Genomic DNA, 20,056 nt, shown 5'->3' with positions numbered 1-20,056 from the left:
TGGGCGGACGGCCTTTCTGTCATGCGGTCGGTGGTCACGCGCCGTGCTCCGCGGCGGCCCCGGCCGTCCGGCCGACGGCCGCGCGCAGGCGCAGGTCGGCCCGGAGGTGGCCGGTGAGGTGGGCGAGCAGTTCGGGTTCCCGCTGCTCCAGGTAGAAGTGGTCGCCGGGGAAGACCCGCATCTCGAAGCCGGCCGTGGTGGTCTGCGACCAGGCGCGGACGTCCTCGATCGCGCAGTCCTCGTCCTGGTCACCGACGTAGGCCACCACCGGGCAGCGGGTCTTGGCGGCCGGGTCCGGGCGGTACGTCTCCACGAGGCGGTAGTCGGCCTTGATGACGGGCAGCACCATCTCCAGGAGGGCGGAGTCGTCGATCTCCGCCAGGGACGACGAGCCCAACCGCCGTATCTCGGCGAGGAATTCGGCGTCGCCCCTGCTGTGCAGGTCGGTGCGCTCACGACGGTGCGGGGCGTCGGCACCGGACACGAAGAGCCTCAGCGGGCGCACCCCGTGGCGAGCGTCGAGGAGCCGGGTCACCTCATGGGCGACGACCGCGCCCATGCTGTGCCCGAACAGGGCGATCGGCGTGCCGAGAAGCGGCTGGAGCGCCTGCGCGACCCCGTCGGCGAGTTCTTGGATCGAGTCGGCGAAGGGCTCGGCGAACCGGTCCTGCCGGCCCGGGTAGCAGGTGGCAAGGAGCTCGACGTCCTCGGGCAGGCGGCGGGCCCACGTCCGGTAGGCGGTCGGCGAACCGCCGGCGTGCGGGAGGCACACCAGGCGCAGCCGGGGTGCGGTGGTCGCTCGGTAGCGGCGGAACCACCTGTCCGCTGACTCGGTCATCACAGTCCTTCCGGAGCGCCGGGCGGCGCTTTTGCCTGCAAGGGGTCGAGGGTGGGCACCGCACGCCGGCGCACCGCTCCGCGGGCGGGGCGTACGGGCCCGGCCCACACGCTGCCGCCCGCATCTATATGCGGCCCATATCGCTTCTGCACTGCGGCCACGCATGTCTGACGCCCCGTCTACGGGGCGGGGGCGTCGGCGGTTTGGCGGTCACGCCCCTCCGCGCGTGCGACGGGGCTCACGGCGGCCGTCACGGTCAGGAGCAGGACGATGACGCCGACGCCGACGCCCGTGGCGGTGAGACCGGCGCGGTCGAGGAGCCAGCCGCCGCCGAGGGCGCCGATGGCGCTCGCGACGGAGGACAGGGCGCCGGTGGCGCCGTTGACCCGGCCCTGCAGTTCGTCGGGGGTGACGCGCATCTGGTAGATGCCGCCGGCGACGTTGAAGAGGCTCGCCACGAAGGAGATGCCGGCCAGGGTGCCGATGAGGACGAGGGGGTCGCGCGCGAGGACCGACAGCGGCACGAGCACGGTCCAGACGGCGAAACCGGTCACCACCGTCCGGTACAGGCTGGCCCTGCGCAGCCACCAGGACGCGCACAGGGCGCCCAGGACGCCGCCGATGCCGCCCGCGCCGACGACGACGCCGACGACCGCGGGCGCGTGACCGCCGTCGTGGACGATCACCATCACCGACAGGAGCAGCACTTGGAAGACCAGGTTGCTGCCGGCGAAGATCCCCACCATCGTGCGCAGGAACCGCCGTCGCCACACCCAGCGGACGCCCGCGGTGACTTCGGCGCGCAGCGGCTCCCTGGGGCCGGGCGGCTGCTCGGTCGTGAAGCGCCGTCGGATGAAGAGCAGCAGGACGAGGGCGACCAGGGCGGCCAGCGCGTTGGTGGCGAAGGGCAGCCAGCGGGCGAGCGTGAACAGGGCGCTGCCGCCGGGCTGTCCGAGCAGGCCGATGGCCGCGCCGCGCGCCTCGTTCTGGGAGAGCGCGGCCGGCAGTTGTCCGGGGCTCACCACATGCCGGACGGTGGCCCGTTCGGACAGCTGGTAGACGATCGCCACGGACGCCAGGAGGAACGCGGCGGCCATCAGGTGCGGCAGCCAGAACCGTCCGGCCACCTCGGTGGCGGCGACACTGCTGACGACCAGCACGCCCACCACGTCGCAGCCGATCATCAGCTTCCGGCGGTCGAGGCGGTCGACCAGCGCCCCGGCGGGCAGCTGGACGAGGAAGCCGGGCAGCGCCGCCGCGAAGGTCACCAGACCCGTCGCGGCGGCCGATCCGGTGTGCCACAGGACAAGGAGCGGGAACGCCGCCATGGTCAGTGACGTGCCGAGCCGTGAGACACCGGCGCTCACCCACAGCCGGATGAAGTCGGCGTTGCGGCGGAGGGGGGCGGAAGGCGATGCCACGGTGTCCGCGGCATCCGCGGCAGCTGCGGAGGGCGTGGCTGCCGCGGAGGGCGTGGCAGTCGTGGCAGCCGCGGAGGGCGGGACGGTCTCGGACACTTCGAGGCGCTCAGACACCGTGCACGCCCGAACCGTCCATGCCGTGCTCCCGCTGTACCGCGTCGTCGATGGCACGCCGCCACAGGCCCGCCGTGCGGGTCCGCTCGTTCCAGGTCGTGGCGATCACATGCCGGACCAGCTCCCTTCCGGCCACCGCGTTCGTCAGCAGGACCGCGCCGACACCCGAGTGCAGCCGAAGGCCGGTCATGGCCTGGTAGCCGTACGCCTGCCCGCCGTGGCCGAACTCCAGGTCGCCCGAGGAGTCGTCGACGATGGTGCTCCAGCCGTACATCCGGCCCGACCTCGGCCTCAGCATCTCCCGTACGAGCTCCTGCTCCACGAGGGCGCCCGACAACCCCAGGCGGCAGCGCCGGACCTGGACGGCCAGCGCGGCGAGGTCGGCCGCGGTGCTCCACAGACCACCGGCAGCGGCCTCCGGGTTGACGTAGTAGCCGTCGGGCACCGGTGCCCCGCTCGCGTCGTGGCCGTGGGCGAACTGCCGTCCCGACAGGTCGGGGTAGCGCGGCTCGAAGCCGCTGCCGGTCATCCCCAGCGGATCGAACACCAGCCGCCGGACCAGGTCGGGAAACTCCTCGCCCGTCAGGTCGCTCATCGCCTGCTGGAGCACCGAGTAGTGCAAGGGCGTCAGATGGAACACCGCGCCGGGCTCGTCCTGCCGGCGCGCGGCCGGAGTCCGGGCCGGGGCCCGTCCGTTCAGCACGTCGAGCACCGTCGGCACCGGGTCGTGCCGGCCGTAGCCCTCCGTCAGGTCGGGGTGCCCGGCGAAGCCGGCCTGGTTGCCGAGAAGCAGCCGGGCGGTCACCGGACGGCCGTCGGGGACCCGCCAGGAGGTCAGGTAGTCGTTGATGTCGCGGTCGATGTCGAGCAGCCCGTCGGACACCAGCCGCAGCACGGTGAAGGCCGTGAGGTGCTTGCTGATCGACCCGGCCGCGAACACCGTGTCGTCCGTGACCGGTACGGCATGGTTCGCGCGCTGGACCCCGAAGGCGTGCACCTCCGCGACCTCGCCGTCCCGGACGAGGGCCAGGCTCGCGCCGGGGATGCCGTGCCGCGCCATCACCCCCTCGACGGCCTCCCGGACATCCGGGACCGCGCGGGCGGCAGCGCGCCGCGGGCCTCGCGCTCCGTCGCGCAGCAGCGCGCCGAGCTCGGCCATCTGTTCTTCTGCCAGCTTGCGGACGGTCGACTCCTCGTGGACGGCTGGGCGGTGGGTCCAGTGCAGGTACAACCGGTCGCCCCGGACGCGGGCGTCGACGTCCAGGAGCAGCCCTTCGGGCAGCTCCGTGTCCTGGGTGACCGCATGCTCCGGTACGAACGGAAGGGCCGCGTCGCGGACCTCATCGGCGGGCGTGAACGTGAACCGGACCTGCGGGGCGGGCAGAGCCGCCAGCTCCTCGGCGACGTCAGGATCGGGAGCCAGCCAGCGCAGCAGGCCGTAACCGTGGCGAGGCGCGGGCAGGGCCCTCAACTGCCGGGTCACCGACGCCAGATCGGCCGCGGGGCCACGGTCGCGCGGCAGCCGCAGGGACACCGGGACGCGGTCCGTCAGCGGGCCGACGGTCCGGACCAGGGCGGCGGCCTCGTCGGACGCCTCCCGGCGCGGGTCGACCGTGACCTCGACGCCGATGCGGTCCGCGTCGGCCCAGCGCGCGAGCACCCGCCCGAGCGTGGACAGCAGCAGCCGCTCAGGCCGGTCACCGGCCAGCAGCTCGGCGGTCTCGTCCGCCGGGAGCGCCACGGTGACGGTGTTGCCGTCACCCGCCACTGCGTGGCCGACCTCGTGGTCAACCTCCTGGGCGACCGCATGGCCGACCGCGTGGTCAACCGCGTGGTCGACGGGCAGCGGCGGTGCCTCGGGCAGACCCAGCCACACCTCGGCCTGGTCCAGCATCTCCTCGCTCCCGGCAAGACCGGCGAGCTGCCGGGCCCAGCCGTGCAGCGGTACGGGCACCTCGGGCAGCTGGACCACCCGGCCGCGGGCGACCAGCCGTACGGCCGTCGCGAGGTCGGCGAGGACGACGGACCAGGAGCTGTGGTCCAGGGCGAGTTCATGCCCCGACAGCCACAGTTCGTCGTCCGGGATGTCGTCGAAGCGGACCAGGGTGGCGCGCAGAGCGGCGCCCTTGCGCGCGTCGACGTCCGCCGCGCTCTCCGCGACGGCCGCGCGAACCGCCTCCGCACGCCGCTCCGCCGGTACGGCCGCGAAGTCGGCGACCCGCAGCAGGGCGCCGTCGTCGACCTCGGCGAGCCGCGCGACGGCCGGCGAACTGCCGGTGTCGAGCGTCAGCCGCAACGCCTGGTGGTGTCGGACCACGGCCGCCAGCGCCTTGCGCAGTACGTCGGCGTCGGCCCGCCCGTCCCACGGCACCCGTACCGTGCGCGCCCCGGCCGCGTAGCCGTCGAGCCACTTGAGGTGGCCCGGCAGCAGAGGCATCCCGTCTTCCGGGAACCGGGCGTCGTCCGCCTCGGCCGCCGCCGTCAGCGACGCGAGGTCGCCGAGGCTGCGCGCCTGGAGGATCATCCACATGGCCACCGGCAGCCCGGCCTCGCGGCACTCCGCCAGCATCCGCACGGCGCGCAACGAGTCACCGCCCAGGTCGAAGAAGCCGTCCTCGACAGCGACGCCGTCCACCCCGAGAAGCTCGCACCAGATGACGGCGAGCCGCTTCTCGACGGGCGTGCGCGGGGCGGTACGAGGGCCGCCGGATGCGTACGTGGTCCGGTCGGGGGCGGGCAGGGCGCGGTGGTCGACCTTGCCGCTGTTGGTCAGCGGTATCGCGTCGAGGGACACGTAGGCCGCCGGGACCATGTACTCCGGCAGCGCCTCGCCCAAGTGCTCCCGCAACGGGGCCGCTTCCACCGTGCCGACGACGTACGCCACCAGGCTCTTGTCCCCGGCCGCATCCGCACGCGCCACCACCACGGCATCCCTCACAGCCGGGTGCTCACGCAACCGCGACTCGATCTCACCGAGCTCGATGCGATAGCCCCGCACCTTGACCTGACTGTCGATACGCCCCAGACACTCAAACGTGCCGTCGGACAAGCGACGGGCCAGGTCACCCGTGCGATACAACCGTGAACCAGCCGGCCCATACGGGTTGGGCAGGAACTTCTTAGCCGTCAGCCCAGGCCGCGCGTGGTAACCGTGCGCCAGACCATCACCGGCGATGCACAGCTCGCCCGTGACGCCGACCGGAACCGGCCTGTCCTGCGAATCCAGCACGTACAGCCGGGTGTTGGCGAGCGGGTCACCAATGGATACGCAGCCGTCGAGGGCCTGCGGCACGTCCCAGGAGGACGACCAGATGGTGGTCTCCGTCGGGCCGTACACATTCACCGCCCGGCCTACGTGCGAACCAAGCTGCTGAGCGAGCTCGGCACTCATGGCCTCACCGCCGACCAGCGCGGTGACAGCGGGACCGTCGAACCCGGCCGCCAGCAGGAGGCGCCAGCCCGAGGGGGTCGCCTGCACATGGGTCACACCATGTACGTCCGCGAGGGCCCGCAGCGCGGTGGCGTCCTTGGCCTCGGTGTCACCGGCCAGAACGACCCGCCCGCCGGTGATGAGGGGCAGGTGCAGCTCAAGCCCCGAGATGTCGAACGAGATCGACGTCGACGCCAACCACACGTCTCCAGAACCCGAGCCCAGCCGCTCCCGCAGCGAGGCCAGCAAGTTGTGCAGCGCGCGGTGACTGATCACCACACCCTTCGGCCGCCCGGTCGAGCCGGACGTGTACAGGACGTAAGCCACCTGCTCCGGATCCACGGCAACGGAATCAAACACCGAGGGCAAAGCCTCGATCTCCGCACGATGCGCGGCAAGGTAGTCATCCGTGACCACCAGCACAGCCCCGGCATCCTCGGCCATGTATGCGGCACGCTCAGCCGGCAGCGCAGGGTCAATCGGCAGATACGCCGCACCCAGCTTCCACACCGCCAACATGCTCACCAGCACATCCGGCGTCCGCTCCAGCGACAGACCTACTACACCGCCAGGCAGCACACCCACACTCCGCAGATGCCCGGCCAGACGACTCGACCGCTCCCCCAACTCCCCATAGGTGACCCGCTGTTCACCACAGACGACGGCAACCTCACCGGCACGATCCGCCACCTGCCCCGCGAACAACTCCAGCGCACCCACACGAGCACCCCACTCGGTAACGGCAGGTGCCGAAAGCGCGGCGGTCAGCTCCTCGGGCGGAAGGTGTGCCTCGCCCGCCGGGCCCGCCGGGTCGGCGGCCATCGCCTCCAGCACCTGTCGGTACAGGGCCGCGAGGCGCCGCAGGTTCGCCCCGTCGATCGTCTCGGCAGAGGCGATCAGCGCGATGTGCCGCTGGGATGCGGCCACACTGAGCGCGAACTCGTTCGCGCCGTCGTTCAGACCGGCGGACACGTCGACGGCGGACGTGTCGACCTGGTGGAAGTCCAGGTGCTCGAAGAGCACGGAGACCAGGCGTCGGCCGTCGCCGGTGTCCCGCTGGATGGCGGGCAACGGGTAGCGGCGGTGGGCCCAGATGTCCGTCTCCTGCGCGTGCACCCGCTCCACCAGCTCCAGCCAGGTACCCGAGGGCCGAGTCGCGGGGAACGGGAGGGTGTTCAGGTGCATGCCCAACACCCGGTCCGAACCCGGCGCCTCCAGACGGCCGTGGAAGACCACACCCGCGTGGAAGAACTCGTCCGGTGTGAGGGAGGACAGGACCTTCAGGTGCGCCGCCAACAGGACTGTCTTCAGGGAGGTATGGGACTGCCGGGCCAGGGCGAGGAGGCCATCGGCCAGGTCACTGAAGGGGATCGACTGCTCGTGCGTCCCCGGCAGGTTCGTGGAGGCGTCCGCCCAGCTCTCCGGGAGGGAGACGGGGGCGTGGCGCTCGACGACGTCCTGCCAGAAGGCCCGGTCCTCATCGCCGTCCAGCGAGGCGAGTTCGGCGGCGACGAAGTCCGCGTACCGGACGGGGGGCGCCTCGTGCACCGGGGCCCCACCGCCGTCCCGCAGGCTGCGGTAGCAGTCCACGATCTCCATGAGGAGGGTGTGGTAGCTCCAGCCGTCCGCGATGGCGTGGACGTACGTGAAGGTGATCCGCCAGGCGTCGTCCGACTCCAGGTGCACCGCGATCCGCAAGGAGGGGGCGTCGGCCAACGCGAAGCCCGTCGCCTGCTCCTCGGCACCGAACTCCCGCAGTGCCGCATGCTGCCCCTGTGTGCTCTCGCCACGCAGGTCGTGCACCATCACCGGTACGGCGGACGTGTCGTGCACCAGCTGGAGCGGCCGGGAGTAGCCGGTGAGGTGGAGCGTGGTGCGCAGCGTCTCGTGGCGGTGCGTGATGTGGTCGACGGCGGCGCGGAACGCCTCCGCGGAGAACGGCTGATCGTCCGGGATCCGGAAGGAGTTGATGTTCTGGTACGCCGACCTGCCCTGCTCCTGCGCCGCCAGCATCTCGACGAGCATGCCGGTCTGGATCTGCGACAGCGGATACGCGTCCACCACGTCCGCCGGGAGCGCGGCACGGTCCTCATCGCCGAGCAGTCCGAAGGGCTCCACCGCGGTGAGCAGGGACGCCCCTTCGGTGCCGGTGAGGTGGACGGCGAGTGCGGCGACGGTGCGGTGCTCGAAGACCGCGCGGACGTCGACGTCGTAACCGGCGGCGCGCAGGGCGCCGACCAGACGGACGGCCCGGATGGAGTCACCGCCGAGGTCGAAGAAGCTGTCCTCCACCCCCACCTCGTCCTGCTCCATGACGGTGGCCCAGATTCCGGCCAGTCGCTCCTCGGCCGGCGTGCGCGGAGCGGTACGACGCCCGCCCGCGTAGGCGGTCTGGTCTGGGGCGGGCAGGGCGCGGTGGTCGACCTTGCCGCTGTTGGTCAGCGGAATCGCGTCGAGCGTCACGTACGCCGCCGGGACCATGTACTCGGGAAGCGTGCTGCCGAGTCGTCCGCGCAAGTCGGCCGAGGCCGCCTCGCCGACGAGGTACGCCACCAGGGTCTTGTCCCCGGCCCGGTCCTCGCGGGCGACGACCACCGCGGTCTCGATGCCCGGGAGTTCCCGCAGCCGCGACTCGATCTCACCGAGCTCGATGCGATAGCCCCGTACCTTCACCTGACTGTCGATACGCCCCAGACACTCAAAGCTGCCGTCGGCCAGACGACGGGCCAGGTCACCCGTGCGATACAACCGCGAACCAACCGACCCATACGGATTGGGCAAGAACTTCTCGGCGGTCAGCCCAGGCCGCGCGTGATAGCCGTGCGCCAGACCATCACCGGCTATGTACAACTCACCGACGACTCCCGACGGCACCGGCTGCCCCTGCGAATCCAGCACGTACAGCTGGGTGTTGGCGAGGGGGCCACCGATCGAGACGCCGTCCAGGACATCGGGAACATCCCAGAACGACGACCAGATGGTGGTCTCCGTCGGCCCGTACACATTGGCCAACCGGCCTACGTGTGAGGAGAGTTCCTGAGCCAGCTCGGCGTCGATGGGTTCGCCACCGGTCAATGCCACTACCGAGCGGTCACTGAACCCGGCCGCCAGCAGCAGGCGCCAGCCCGAGGGGGTCGCCTGCACATGGGTCACACCATGTACGTCCGTGAGCGCCCGCAGCGCGGTGGCGTCCTTGGCCTCGGTGTCACCGGCCAGAACGACCCGCCCACCCGTGATCAGCGGCAGATGCAGCTCAAGACCCGAGATGTCGAACGAGATCGACGTCGACGCCAACCACACGTCTCCAGAACCCGAGCCCAGCCGCTCCCGCAGCGAGGCCAGCAAGTTGTGCAGCGCGCGGTGACTGATCACCACACCCTTCGGCCGCCCGGTCGAGCCGGACGTGTACAGGACGTAAGCCACCTGCTCCGGATCCACGGCAACGGAATCAAACACCGAGGGCAAAGCCTCGATCTCCGCACGATGCGCGGCAAGGTAGTCATCCGTGACCACCAGCACTGCCCCGGCATCCTCGGCCATGTATGCGGCACGCTCAGCCGGCAGCGCAGGGTCAATCGGCAGATAAGCCGCACCCAGCTTCCATACCGCCAGCATGCTCACCAGCACATCCGGCGACCGATGCAGAGCAAGCCCCACCACACCGCCGCGCAGGACACCGGCACCCCGCAGATGCCCGGCCAGACGACTCGACCGCTCCTCCAACTCCCGGTAGCTGACCCGCTGTTCACCGCAGACGACGGCAACCTCACCGGCATGATCCGCCACCTGCCCCGCGAACAACTCCAGCGCACCCGCACAACCGCCCCACTGGGTGACGTCCGAGACCGCCTCGAACTCCCCCTCGGGCAGACACGCGACCCCGGCATCCCCCTCCGGATCCGCCGCCATCGCCTCAAGCACCGACCGGTACATCGACCCCAGACGCCGCAGGTTCTCCCCGCTGATCACATCCGTCGTGGAGCCGAGGTTGAAGTTGCCCTTGGTCGGAATGACGTTCATCGCGAACTCGTTGATGCCGTCGTTCAGGCCCTGCGCGGTGTCGACCGTGTCGGTGTCGACGTGGTGGAAGTCGAGGTACTCGAAGAGCACCGAGATGAGGTGTCGGGAGTTTCCGGCGTCCCGCTGGACGGCGGGGAGGGGGTAGCGGCGGTGGGCCCAGATGTCCGTCTCCTGGGCGTAGACCCGCTCCACCCACTCCCGCCAGGTGCCGGAGGAAGGCCGAGTCGCCGGGAACGGCAGGGTGTTGAGGTGCATGCCCAACACCCGGTCAGCGCCTGGAGCCTCCAGGCGGCCGTGGTAGACGACCCCCGCGTGGAATGCCTCGTCCGGCGTCAGCGCCGACAGGACCTTCAGATGCGCCGCAAGGAGCACGCTCTTCAGCGAGGTGCCTGCCGTACGCGCCAGCTCCCGCAGGCGCCCCTCCAGATCCGCGAACGGAACCTGCAGGCCGTGCCGCTCCTCGCTGCTGCCCTCCGGGTCACCCCACGTCTCGGGCAGTCGGAGCGGGGCGTGCCCGTCCGTGACCCCGCGCCAGAACGACTGGTCCTCCGCGCTCGCCACGGACGCCAACTCGCTCGCGATGAAGTCCGCGTACCGGATGGAAGGCGCCTCGTACTCCGGTGCCTCGCCACCGTCCCGCAGGCTGCGGTAGCACTCGACGATCTCCATCATCAGGGCGTTGTAGCTCCAGCCCTCGGAAACGGCGTGGTGGTACGTGAAGTTGAGCCGCCAGGCGTCGTCGCTCTCCAGGAGCGCCGAGACGTTCATCAGGGGGGCGGTCGTCAGGTCGAAGACGACGGCGTGCTCCTGGGCCACGTACTCGGCCTTGCGTCGCTCCTGCTCCGCCGCGTCCAGGCCACGCAGGTCGCGCAGGGTCACGGCGAAGTCGGCGGTGGCGTGGACGAGTTGGAGCGGCCGGGAGTAGTCGGACAGGTGCATCGACGTGCGCAGGATGTCGTGGCGGGCCACGACCGTGTCGACGGCCTCCTGGAGCGCGGCGAGCGAGAACGGCTTGTCGTCCCGGATCCGGAAGGAGTTGAGGTTGTGGTAGACGGCCCGTCCGTCGGGGCTGCCCGCCATGGTCTCGGCAAGCATGCCGGTCTGGATCTGCGACAACGGATACGCGTCCACCACGTCCGCCGGCAGCAGGGCCCGGTCCGCCTCGTCGATCAAGGCGAACGGGGCCACGGTGGTGACCAGTGAGGTGCCCCCGCCCTGTCCCGCGAGGTGCGTGCCGAGTCCGGCGACGGTGCGGTGCGCGAAGACGTCCTGGACGGACACGTCGAACCCGGCGGCGCGCAGCGCCCCGGCCAGGCGGACGGCGCGCAGCGAGTCACCGCCCAGGTCGAAGAAGCCGTCCTCCACGCTGACCCGGTCAAGGCCGAGGACCTCGCCCCAGACGGAGGCGAGACGTTCCTCGACGGGGGTGCGCGGGGCGACGTACGTGCCGGTGTCGAAGGCGTCGCGGTCCGGCGCGGGCAGCGCCCGGTGGTCGATTTTGCCGTTGGCCATCAGCGGCACCGCGGCCAGCGTGACGAACGCGGCCGGGATCATGTAGTCCGGCAGGGTGGCGGCCAGGTGCTCCCGAAGGAGGCCGGATGCGGCTTCGTCTCCATGTCCTACCGGGACGACGTACGCCGCGAGGGACTTCTCCCCCGTCCGGTCCTCGCGGGCGACGACCACCGTGTCGGCGACAGCCGGGTGCTCGCGCAGCGCGGTCTCGATCTCGCCGAGCTCGATGCGGTAGCCGCGTACCTTCACCTGGTCGTCGATGCGGCCGAGGAACTCCAGTCGTCCGTCAGGCAGTCGGCGGGCCAGGTCACCGGTGCGGTAGAGCCGCTCGCCCGCGGGCCCGAACGGGTCGGGCACGAAGCGCTCCGCGGTCAGCGCGGGCCTGCCGAGGTAGCCGCGGGCGAGACCGGGGCCGCCGACGTGGATCTCGCCGGGGACGCCGACCGGGACGAGCCGTCCATGGCCGTCGAGGAGGTGGACGCGCAGGTCGGTCAGGTGCCGGCCGAGGACGCTGCGCGCGGGACGGCGGAAGTCGTCGGCGTCCACGCGGTGGAAGGTGCAGTGGACGGTGATCTCGGTCGGGCCGTACAGGTTGACGAGCATCGGCTTGTCGAGGCCCACCCGGTCGACCCACGGCTGGAGTTCGGCCGTGTCGAGGCGTTCACCGCCGAAGACCACGGCCCGCAGCGCGAGCCGGTCGATGCGCTCGTCACCATCGGCGGCAAGCGCGGCGAGCTGGCGGAACGCCGACGGGATCCGGCACACGACGGTCACCCGCTGCTCCACGAGCAGGTCGAGGAACTCCTCCGGCGACCGGCCGACGTCGGTCGGCACGATCACCACACGGCCGCCATGCAGGAGCGCGCCCCACATCTCCCACACGGAGAAGTCAAAGGCGTACGAGTGTGCCTGCGTGCACACGTCGTCCCTACTGAAGCGCATCTCCTCTGTGATGGCCGTGAACATGCGCAGGACGTTGGCGTGGCTGAGGCCGACGCCCTTCGGCCTGCCCGTCGAACCGGACGTGTAGATGACGTACATCAGGTCGTCCGGCGTACCGGCGACCGCGGGCGCGGTGTCCGGGCGGGTCGCGAGGGCGGCCCGGTCCGTCTCGCCGTCCAGGAGCACCACGGGACCCTCGTGGATCCCGTCGAAGGTGGCGACGTGCGCGGCCCTGGTGACCAGCAGGGCCGCTCCCGCGTCGTCGAGGACGTACGCGAGGCGGTCGACGGGGTTCGTCGGGTCGAGCGGAAGGTACGCGGCCCCCGACTTGAGCACGCCGAGCAGGGTCGGCACGAGGTCGATGTCGCGTTCTAGCGAGACGCCGACGACGGTGCCGGGTCCTGCGCCGAGGCCGATCAGGTGGTGGGCAAGCCGGTTGGCCCGCTTGTCCAGTTCGGCGTAGGTCAGGTGCCGGTCCCCGCAGGTGACGGCGACCGCGTCAGGGTCGGTGGCGACATGTGTGGCGAAGACGTCCGGCACGCGGTGGTGGACCGGCTGCTCGACGGTGGTGTTCCACTCGACGAGCAGCCGGGTCAGCTCGTCCTGCGGCAGGCAGGGGTCGCCCGCATCCCCGTGCGGGTCGGCGGCCATGGCCTCCAGGACCCGCCGGTACTGGTCCGCGAGGCGTCGCAGGGCGTCCCGGCCGAACACATGGGTGCCCGCACCGAGGGTGATCCGCCCGCCGGACGCCACGACGCTGAGCTCGAACTCGTTCGTGCCGTCGCCGAGCCCGCCCTCGACGTCGACGGTGTCGCGGTCGACCTGGTGGAAGTTCTGGTGGTCGAAGAGGGTGGTGATCAGCCGTCGGCTGTCGCCGGAGTCCCGCTGGATGGCGGGCAGGGGGTAGCGGCGGTGGGCCCAGATGTCCGTCTCCTGGGCATACACACCCTCCACCAGCTCCAGCCAGCTGCCGGAGGGCCGAGTCGCCGGGAACGGCAGGGTGTTGAGGTGCATGCCCAACACCCGCTCGGCGTCCGGGGCCTCAAGACGACCGTGGTACACGACACCGGTGTGGAAGGCGTCCTCCGTCGTCACGGTCGACAGCACCTTCAGATGCGCCGCGAGGAGCACACTCTTCAGCGACGTACGCGCACGTGCCGCCAGCTGACGGAGTCCGTCCTCCAGGTCGGCGTACGGTGCCTGCGCCCAGTGGAAGTCCTCCGGGGTGCCGTCGTCGTCGGCCCAGGTGGCCGGGAGACGCAGCGCGGTGTGGGTGCCGACGACATTCTGCCAGAAGGCGCGGTCCTCGTCGCTCGCCAGGGAGGCGAGCTCGGCGGCGATGTAGTCGGCGTACCGGACGGACGGAGCCACGTACTGCGTGACCTCGCCGCCGTCGCCGCCCACGCGGGCCAACTGGCCGTAGACGTCGAGGAGTTCCATGAGGAATGTGTTGAGCGTCCAGCCCTCGGTCACGGCATGGCAGTGGCTGACCGTCAGACGCCAGGCGTCATCCGACTCGATGTGCGCGCAGAACCGCATCAGCGGAGCCGTGGTCAGGTCGAAGCCGCGGGCCCGCTCGCGCGCCGCGTACTCCTCACCGGCGGCGGTCGCGTCCCGGCCGCGCAGGTCGACGACCTCCACCGTCGGCTCCACCCGCGCGTGCACCACCTGCAACGGCTGCGAGAAGCCGCCGAGGTGCACGGACGTACGCAGGATGTCGTGGCGGGACATGACCACGTCCACCGCGCGCTGCAGTGCCTCGGCGTCCAGCGGCCGCTTGTCCGGGATCCGGAACGAGTTGATGTTGTGATAGACGTCCCGGCCCTCGCTCCGCGCGGCCAGCATCTCCACGACCATGCCGGTCTGGATCTGCGACAGCGGGTACGCGTCCACGACGTCCACCGGCAGGGCGAGCCGGTCCTCCGCACCGATCAGCGCGAACGGCTCCACCGCCGCCGTCACTTCGGCGGCCGACCGCCCCTCGACCACGACAGCGAGCGCGGCGATCGTGCGGTGCTCGAAGATCTCCCGTACGTCGATGTCGTACCCGGCGGCCCGCAATGCGCCGACGAGACGGACGGCCCGGATGGAGTCGCCCCCGACCTCGAAGAAGCTGTCCTCGACGCCGACCTCGGCCACATCAAGGATCTCGCCCCACACCGCGGCAAGACGCTCCTCGACCGGGGTCCGGGGCGCGAGACGGTGGGCGGTGGCGAAGGCGTCGCTGCCGGGCAGGGGCAAGGCGCGGTGGTCGAGCTTGCCGTTGGTGGTCAGGGGGACGGTGTCGATGGGGACGAAGGCCGCCGGGACCATGTACTCGGGCAGGACGGATGCCAGACGGTCGCGGAGTTCCGCGGCGGTCGGCACGGGTCCTGCCGGGACGAGGTAGCCGGTGAGGACCTTGTGTCCGGGGGCGGGCTCGGTGAGGGTCACGACGGCGTCGCGCACCGCCGGGTGCTCGCGCAGTCGGCTCTCGATCTCGCCGAGCTCGATGCGGTAGCCGCGCACCTTGACCTGGTCGTCGATGCGGCCGAGGAAGTCCAGGGATCCGTCGGGCAGTCGGCGGGCCAGGTCACCGGTGCGGTAGAGCCGCTCGCCCGCGGGCCCGAACGGGTCGGGCACGAAGCGCTCAGCGGTCAGCGCGGGCCTGCCGAGGTAGCCGCGGGCGACGGCCGGGCCGCCCACGTACAGCTCGCCGGGCACGCCGACGGGCACGAGGTGTCCGTGCGGGTCGAGGAGGTGGGCGCTCAGGTCGGCCAGGGGGTGACCGATGTCGCTGCGGCGGGGGTGGGCGAGGTCGTCGGCGCCGACGAGGTGGTAGCAGGCGTGCATCGTGGTCTCGGTCGGCCCGTAGAGGTTGACCAGGGCCGGTGCGTCGAGTCCCATCCGGGCGACCCACGGCCGCAGTTCGGCCGTCTCCAGCTTCTCGCCGCCGAAGCCGACCAGGCGCAGGGCGAGCCGGTCGAAGCGGGGGTCGCCGTCGTCGGCGGACGCGCTGAGGGCGCGGAACGCCGTCGGGGTCTGCAGCAGCACGGTGACCTGTTCCGCGACGAGCAGGTCGAGGAACTCGTCCGGCGAGCGGACGACGTTTGGGGGCACGACCACCAGGCGACCGCCGTGCAGCAGGGCGCTCCACATCTCCCAGACGGACACGTCGAACGCGTACGAGTGGGCCTGTGTCACGACGTCGGTGTCGCCGAACGCGAACTGCTGACGGGTCACGCGGAACAGCCGCAGCACGTTGGCGTGGCTGACGCCTACGCCCTTGGGCATGCCGGTGGATCCGGAGGTGTAGATCACGTAGGCCAGGTCGTCGGGGCCGCTCAGCCCCTCGGGCGCGGTGACCGGCCAGGCGCTCGCGTCTTCCATGTCGACGAGGAGCAGCTCGCCCTCGAAGTCACCCGTCACCCGTTCCGCGAGGCCGCTCGCGCTGACGAGGATGCCGGCCCGCGCGTCGGTCAGGATGTGGACGAGGCGGTCGTCGGGGTTGTGCGGGTCCAGCGGCACATAGGCGGCGCCCGACTTCAGGACGCCGAGCAGGGTGGGCATCAGGTCGAGGTCGCGGTCCAGGAGGACGGCGACGACGGTGTCCGGTCCTGCGCCGAAGTCGCGCAGCCGGTGCGCGATCCCGTTGGCGCGCGCGTCCAGTTCGGCGTACGTCAGACCGTGGTCGCCGCAGGTGACGGCGGTGTGGTCGGGCGTAAGGGCGGCCTGGGCGGCGAACGCCTCGTGCACGCACTGCTCGACCGGCTGCTCGGCCTTGGTGTTCGTGACGTTGGTCGTGTTCGAAGTGCTCGTGGTGTTCGTGGTGTTCGCGGTGTTCCAGTCGATCAGGAGCCGTTCGAGATCGTCCTGGGCGAGGGGCACCACCGTGGCGTCCCCGTCCGGGTCGGCGGCCATCGCCTCCAGGACCCGCCGGTACAGATCGCCGATCCTGCGCAGTGCGTCCCGGCCGAGTACGTCGGTGGAGGTCCCGAGGTTGAACCGGCCATTGCCGGATACCACGCTCAGCGCGAACTCGTTCGGCGACGAGTTGAGTCCGGCGTCCATGTCCACGGCGTCGCGGTCGACCTGGTGGAAGTTCTGGTGCTCGAAGAGCACGGAGATCAGTCGCTGAACCTCGCCCAAGGCCCGCTGGATGGCGGGCAGGGGGTAGCGGCGGTGGGCCCAGATGTCCGTCTCCTGGGCGTACACCCCCTCCACCAGCTCCAGCCAGCTGCCTGAAGGCCGAGTCGCCGGGAATGGCAGCGTGTTGAGGTGCATGCCCAACACCCGCTCGGCGTCCGGGGCCTCAAGACGACCGTGGTACACGACACCGGTGTGGAAGGCGTCCTCCGTCGTCACCGTCGAAAGCACCTTCAGATGCGCCGCAAGGAGCACACTCTTCAGCGACGTACGCGCACGTGCCGCCAGCCGCCCCAGGCCCTCCTCCAGGTCGGCGAACGGAACGTACACGCGGTGGTGGTCACCGGCGTCACCGTCCTCGTCGGCCCAGGTGTCGGGCAGCGTCAGCGGAGCGTGCCCGCGCACCACGTCCTGCCAGAAGGCGCGGTCCTCGTCGCTCGCCAGGGAGTCGAGTTCGGCCGCGACGAAGTCGGCGTACCGCACGGCGGGCGCCACGAACGCGGCCGGCTCACGCCCGTCGCGCAGCTCGCGGTAGCAGTCGAGGATCTCCATGAGGAGGGAGTGGTAGCTCCAGCCCTCGGTCGCCGCGTGGCAGTGGCTCAGCGTCAGGCGCCAGGCGCTGTCGGACTCCAGCTGGACGCCGATCCGCAGCAGCGGCGCGGAGTCCAGGTCGAAGCCTGCGGCACGGTCCTCGTCCGCGTACGCCCGGCCGAGCCGCTGCTGTTCGGCGGCGTCGAGCCCCCGCCAGTCGTGCACGGTCACGGGCAGGACGGCCGAGGCGTGGACGAGCTGCATCGGCTGGGAGTAGCCGGACAGATGCATCGACGTACGCAGGATGTCGTGGCGCGCGACGACGGTGTCCACGGCCGCCCGGAACGCCTCCGCCGAGAACACGTGCTCGTCCGGGATCCGGAAGGACGTCAGATTGTGGTACGTGTGCAGGTCACCGGCGCGCAGCAGCTCCACCAGCATGCCGGTCTGGATCTGCGACAGCGGATAGGCGTCCACGACGTCCGCCGGCAGGGCGGCACGGTCCTGCGCCGACACGAGCGCGAACGGCGCCACGGCACGGATCAGTGAGACACCCCCGCCCTGCCCGGACAGTCGGGCGGCGAGCGCGGCGATCGTGCGGTGCTCGAAGATCTCCCGTACGTCGATGTCGTACCCGGCGGCCCGCAACGCGCCGACGAGACGGACGGCCCGGATGGAGTCACCGCCGACCTCGAAGAAGCTGTCCTCGACGCCCACTTCGGCCACATCAAGGACCTCGCCCCACACCGCGGCAAGACGCTCTTCGGCGGGCGTACGGGGAGCGATGTTCCGGCCGCCGGTGTAGGCGGTCTGGTCGGGGGCGGGCAGGGCACGGTGGTCGAGCTTGCCGTTGGTGGTCAGCGGGATGGCGTCGATGGCCACGAAGGCCGCCGGGACCATGTAGTCCGGCAGGACCGGCGCGAGGTGTTCCCGCAGCGATGCCGCGTTCGCCCCGCCGACGACGTACGCCACCAGGGATTTCTCTCCGGTGTGGCTTTCGCGGGCCACGACCACGGCGTCCTTGACCGCCGGGTGCTCGCGCAGCCGGTTCTCGATCTCACCGAGCTCGATCCGATACCCACGGATCTTGACCTGCTTGTCGATACGACCAAGCGACTCCAGACTCCCGTCCGGACGCCGCAACGCCAGGTCACCACTGCGATACAACCGCGAACCCGCCGGACCGAACGGGTCCGGCACAAACCGCTCAGCCGTCAGCTCCGGCCGCCCGAGGTACCCACGCGACACCGCCGGACCCGAGACATAGATCTCCCCCGGAACGCCGACCGGGACGAGGTTTCCGTGGGCGTCGAAGAGATGAATGACGGTGTCATCCAAGGGATACCCGACCGGGCTGAGCGCCGGATGGGCCATGTCCTCAGCGGTGATGCGGTGATACGTGGAGTGCACGGTCGTCTCGGTGATCCCATACATGTTCACCAACGCCGGACGCTCGATACCGACCCGGTCGGTCCAGGGCCGCAGCTCACTCAGATCCAGCCGCTCTCCGGCGAACACCACGACACGCAAGGCGAGTTGCCCGATCCTCGGATCGCCCTCCCCCGCAAGCGCCGTCAGCGACCGAAACGCCGTCGGCGTCTGACACAAAACCGTCGCCCGCTCCTGGACCAGCAGATCCAAGAACTCCTCCGGCGACCGCGTCACCTGCGCAGGCACCACCACCAGCGTGCCCCCGTGCAGGAGCGCACCCCACATCTCCCACACCGACACATCAAACGCATACGAGTGGAACAGCGACCACACATCATCCGCACCGAACCCAAAGTGCCGCTCACTGCTGCTGAACAACCGCAGCACATTGGCGTGACTGAGCCCAACACCCTTCGGCTTGCCCGTCGAACCAGACGTATAGATCACGTAGATCAGATCGTCCGGCACACCCACGGTCACCGGGGCCGCGTCGGACGCACATCCGTCGATCTGAGCCCTGTCTTCGTCCTCGTCGATGACGACCAGACGCCCGGTGAAGGAAGACAACCGGTCGACCAGGCTGCGCTGCGTCACCAGGATCGGCGCGGCCGCATCCTCCAAAATCGTCGCCAACCGCTCATCCGGATTCGCCGGATCCAACGGCAGATACGCCGCACCCGACTTCAACACACCCAACAGAGACGGGATCAGATCGATCCCCCGCTCCAACGAAAGCCCGACCAACGTGCCGGGACCGGCGCCGAGGGCGATCAGGTGGTGGGCCATCTGATTGGCGCGCGCGTCCAGTTCGGCGTACGTCAGACGCTGGTCGCCGCAGGTGACGGCGGTGTGGTCGGGCGTGCGGGCGGCCTGCTCGGCGAAGACCTCGTGCACCCGCCGGTCAACCGGCACCTCGACCGCAGCGCCGGCACCCCACTCACCCAGCAGCCGCTCCTCCTCACCCTCCGGCAGATACACCGCACCCGCATCACCCAGCGGATCAGCGGCCATCGCCTCAAGAACCCGCCGATACATCGAGGCAAGGCGCCCCATGTTCTCGCGGCTCACCACCTGGGTCGTGGAACCGAGGTTGATGTTGCCGCCGGCCGCGATCGCGCTCAGCGCGAACTCATTGCCGCCCGCGTCCTGGTTCGACGCCGTGTCGACGACGTCGGTGTCGACCTGGTGGAAGTTCTGGTGGTCGAACAGCGTCGTCACCAGGCGCTGGGGCTCGCCCGAGTCACGCTGGATGACGGGAAGCGGGTAGCGGCGGTGGGCCCAGATGTCCGTCTCCTGGGCGTACACCCCCTCCACCAGCTCCAGCCAGCTGCCTGAAGGCCGAGTCGCCGGGAATGGCAGCGTGTTGAGGTGCATGCCCAACACCCGCTCGGCGTCCGGGGCCTCAAGACGACCGTGGTACACGACACCGGTGTGGAAGGCGTCCTCCGTCGTCACCGTCGAAAGCACCTTCAGATGCGCCGCAAGGAGCACACTCTTCAGGGAGGCACCAGCCCGCTCCGCCAGGTCCTTGAGGTCTTCTTCGAGGTCGCCGAAGGGGGCCTGGACCCAGTAACGGTCACTGGCGTCGCCGTTGGTGTCGGCCCAAGTGGCGGGGATGCGCAGTGCGGTGTGGGTGCCGACGACGTTCTGCCAGAAGGCGCGGTCGTCCTCACTCGCCAGTGAGGTGAGCTC

3 protein-coding genes (1 of these 3 only partly in view) are annotated in these 20,056 nt (G+C 70.8%); all 3 read right to left on the bottom strand.

Annotated elements, in window-relative coordinates:
- Positions 1–34: 34 nt before the first annotated feature.
- Positions 35–838: a thioesterase II family protein gene (locus J2N69_RS28150; RefSeq protein WP_230903180.1), complete on the bottom strand. Its 804-nt coding sequence runs from the start codon at positions 836–838 to the stop codon at positions 35–37.
- A 179-nt stretch (positions 839–1,017) separates the two neighbouring features.
- Entirely contained in the window at positions 1,018–2,259 is a 1,242-nt protein-coding gene (locus J2N69_RS28145; protein ID WP_230903179.1) for an MFS transporter, read from the bottom strand.
- Positions 2,260–2,365: 106 nt separating this feature from the next.
- On the bottom strand, positions 2,366–20,056 hold the 3' portion of the coding sequence (locus J2N69_RS28140) for a non-ribosomal peptide synthase/polyketide synthase (protein ID WP_230903178.1). Its footprint extends 13,284 nt past the window's final position; 17,691 of the gene's 30,975 nt are visible here — the last part of the coding sequence; its start codon lies beyond the right edge, outside the window; its stop codon occupies positions 2,366–2,368.

This window comes from Streptomyces huasconensis (assembly GCF_021028635.1).
Lineage (GTDB): Bacteria > Actinomycetota > Actinomycetes > Streptomycetales > Streptomycetaceae > Streptomyces > Streptomyces huasconensis.
This window is presented reverse-complemented; position numbering and strand designations above follow the sequence as displayed.

What these genes read in the sequence shown, in the direction of transcription:
- J2N69_RS28150 (WP_230903180.1), bottom strand. Translation starts at nt 838, where the DNA reads ATGACCGAGTCAGCGGACAGGTGGTTCCGCCGCTACCGAGCGACCACC.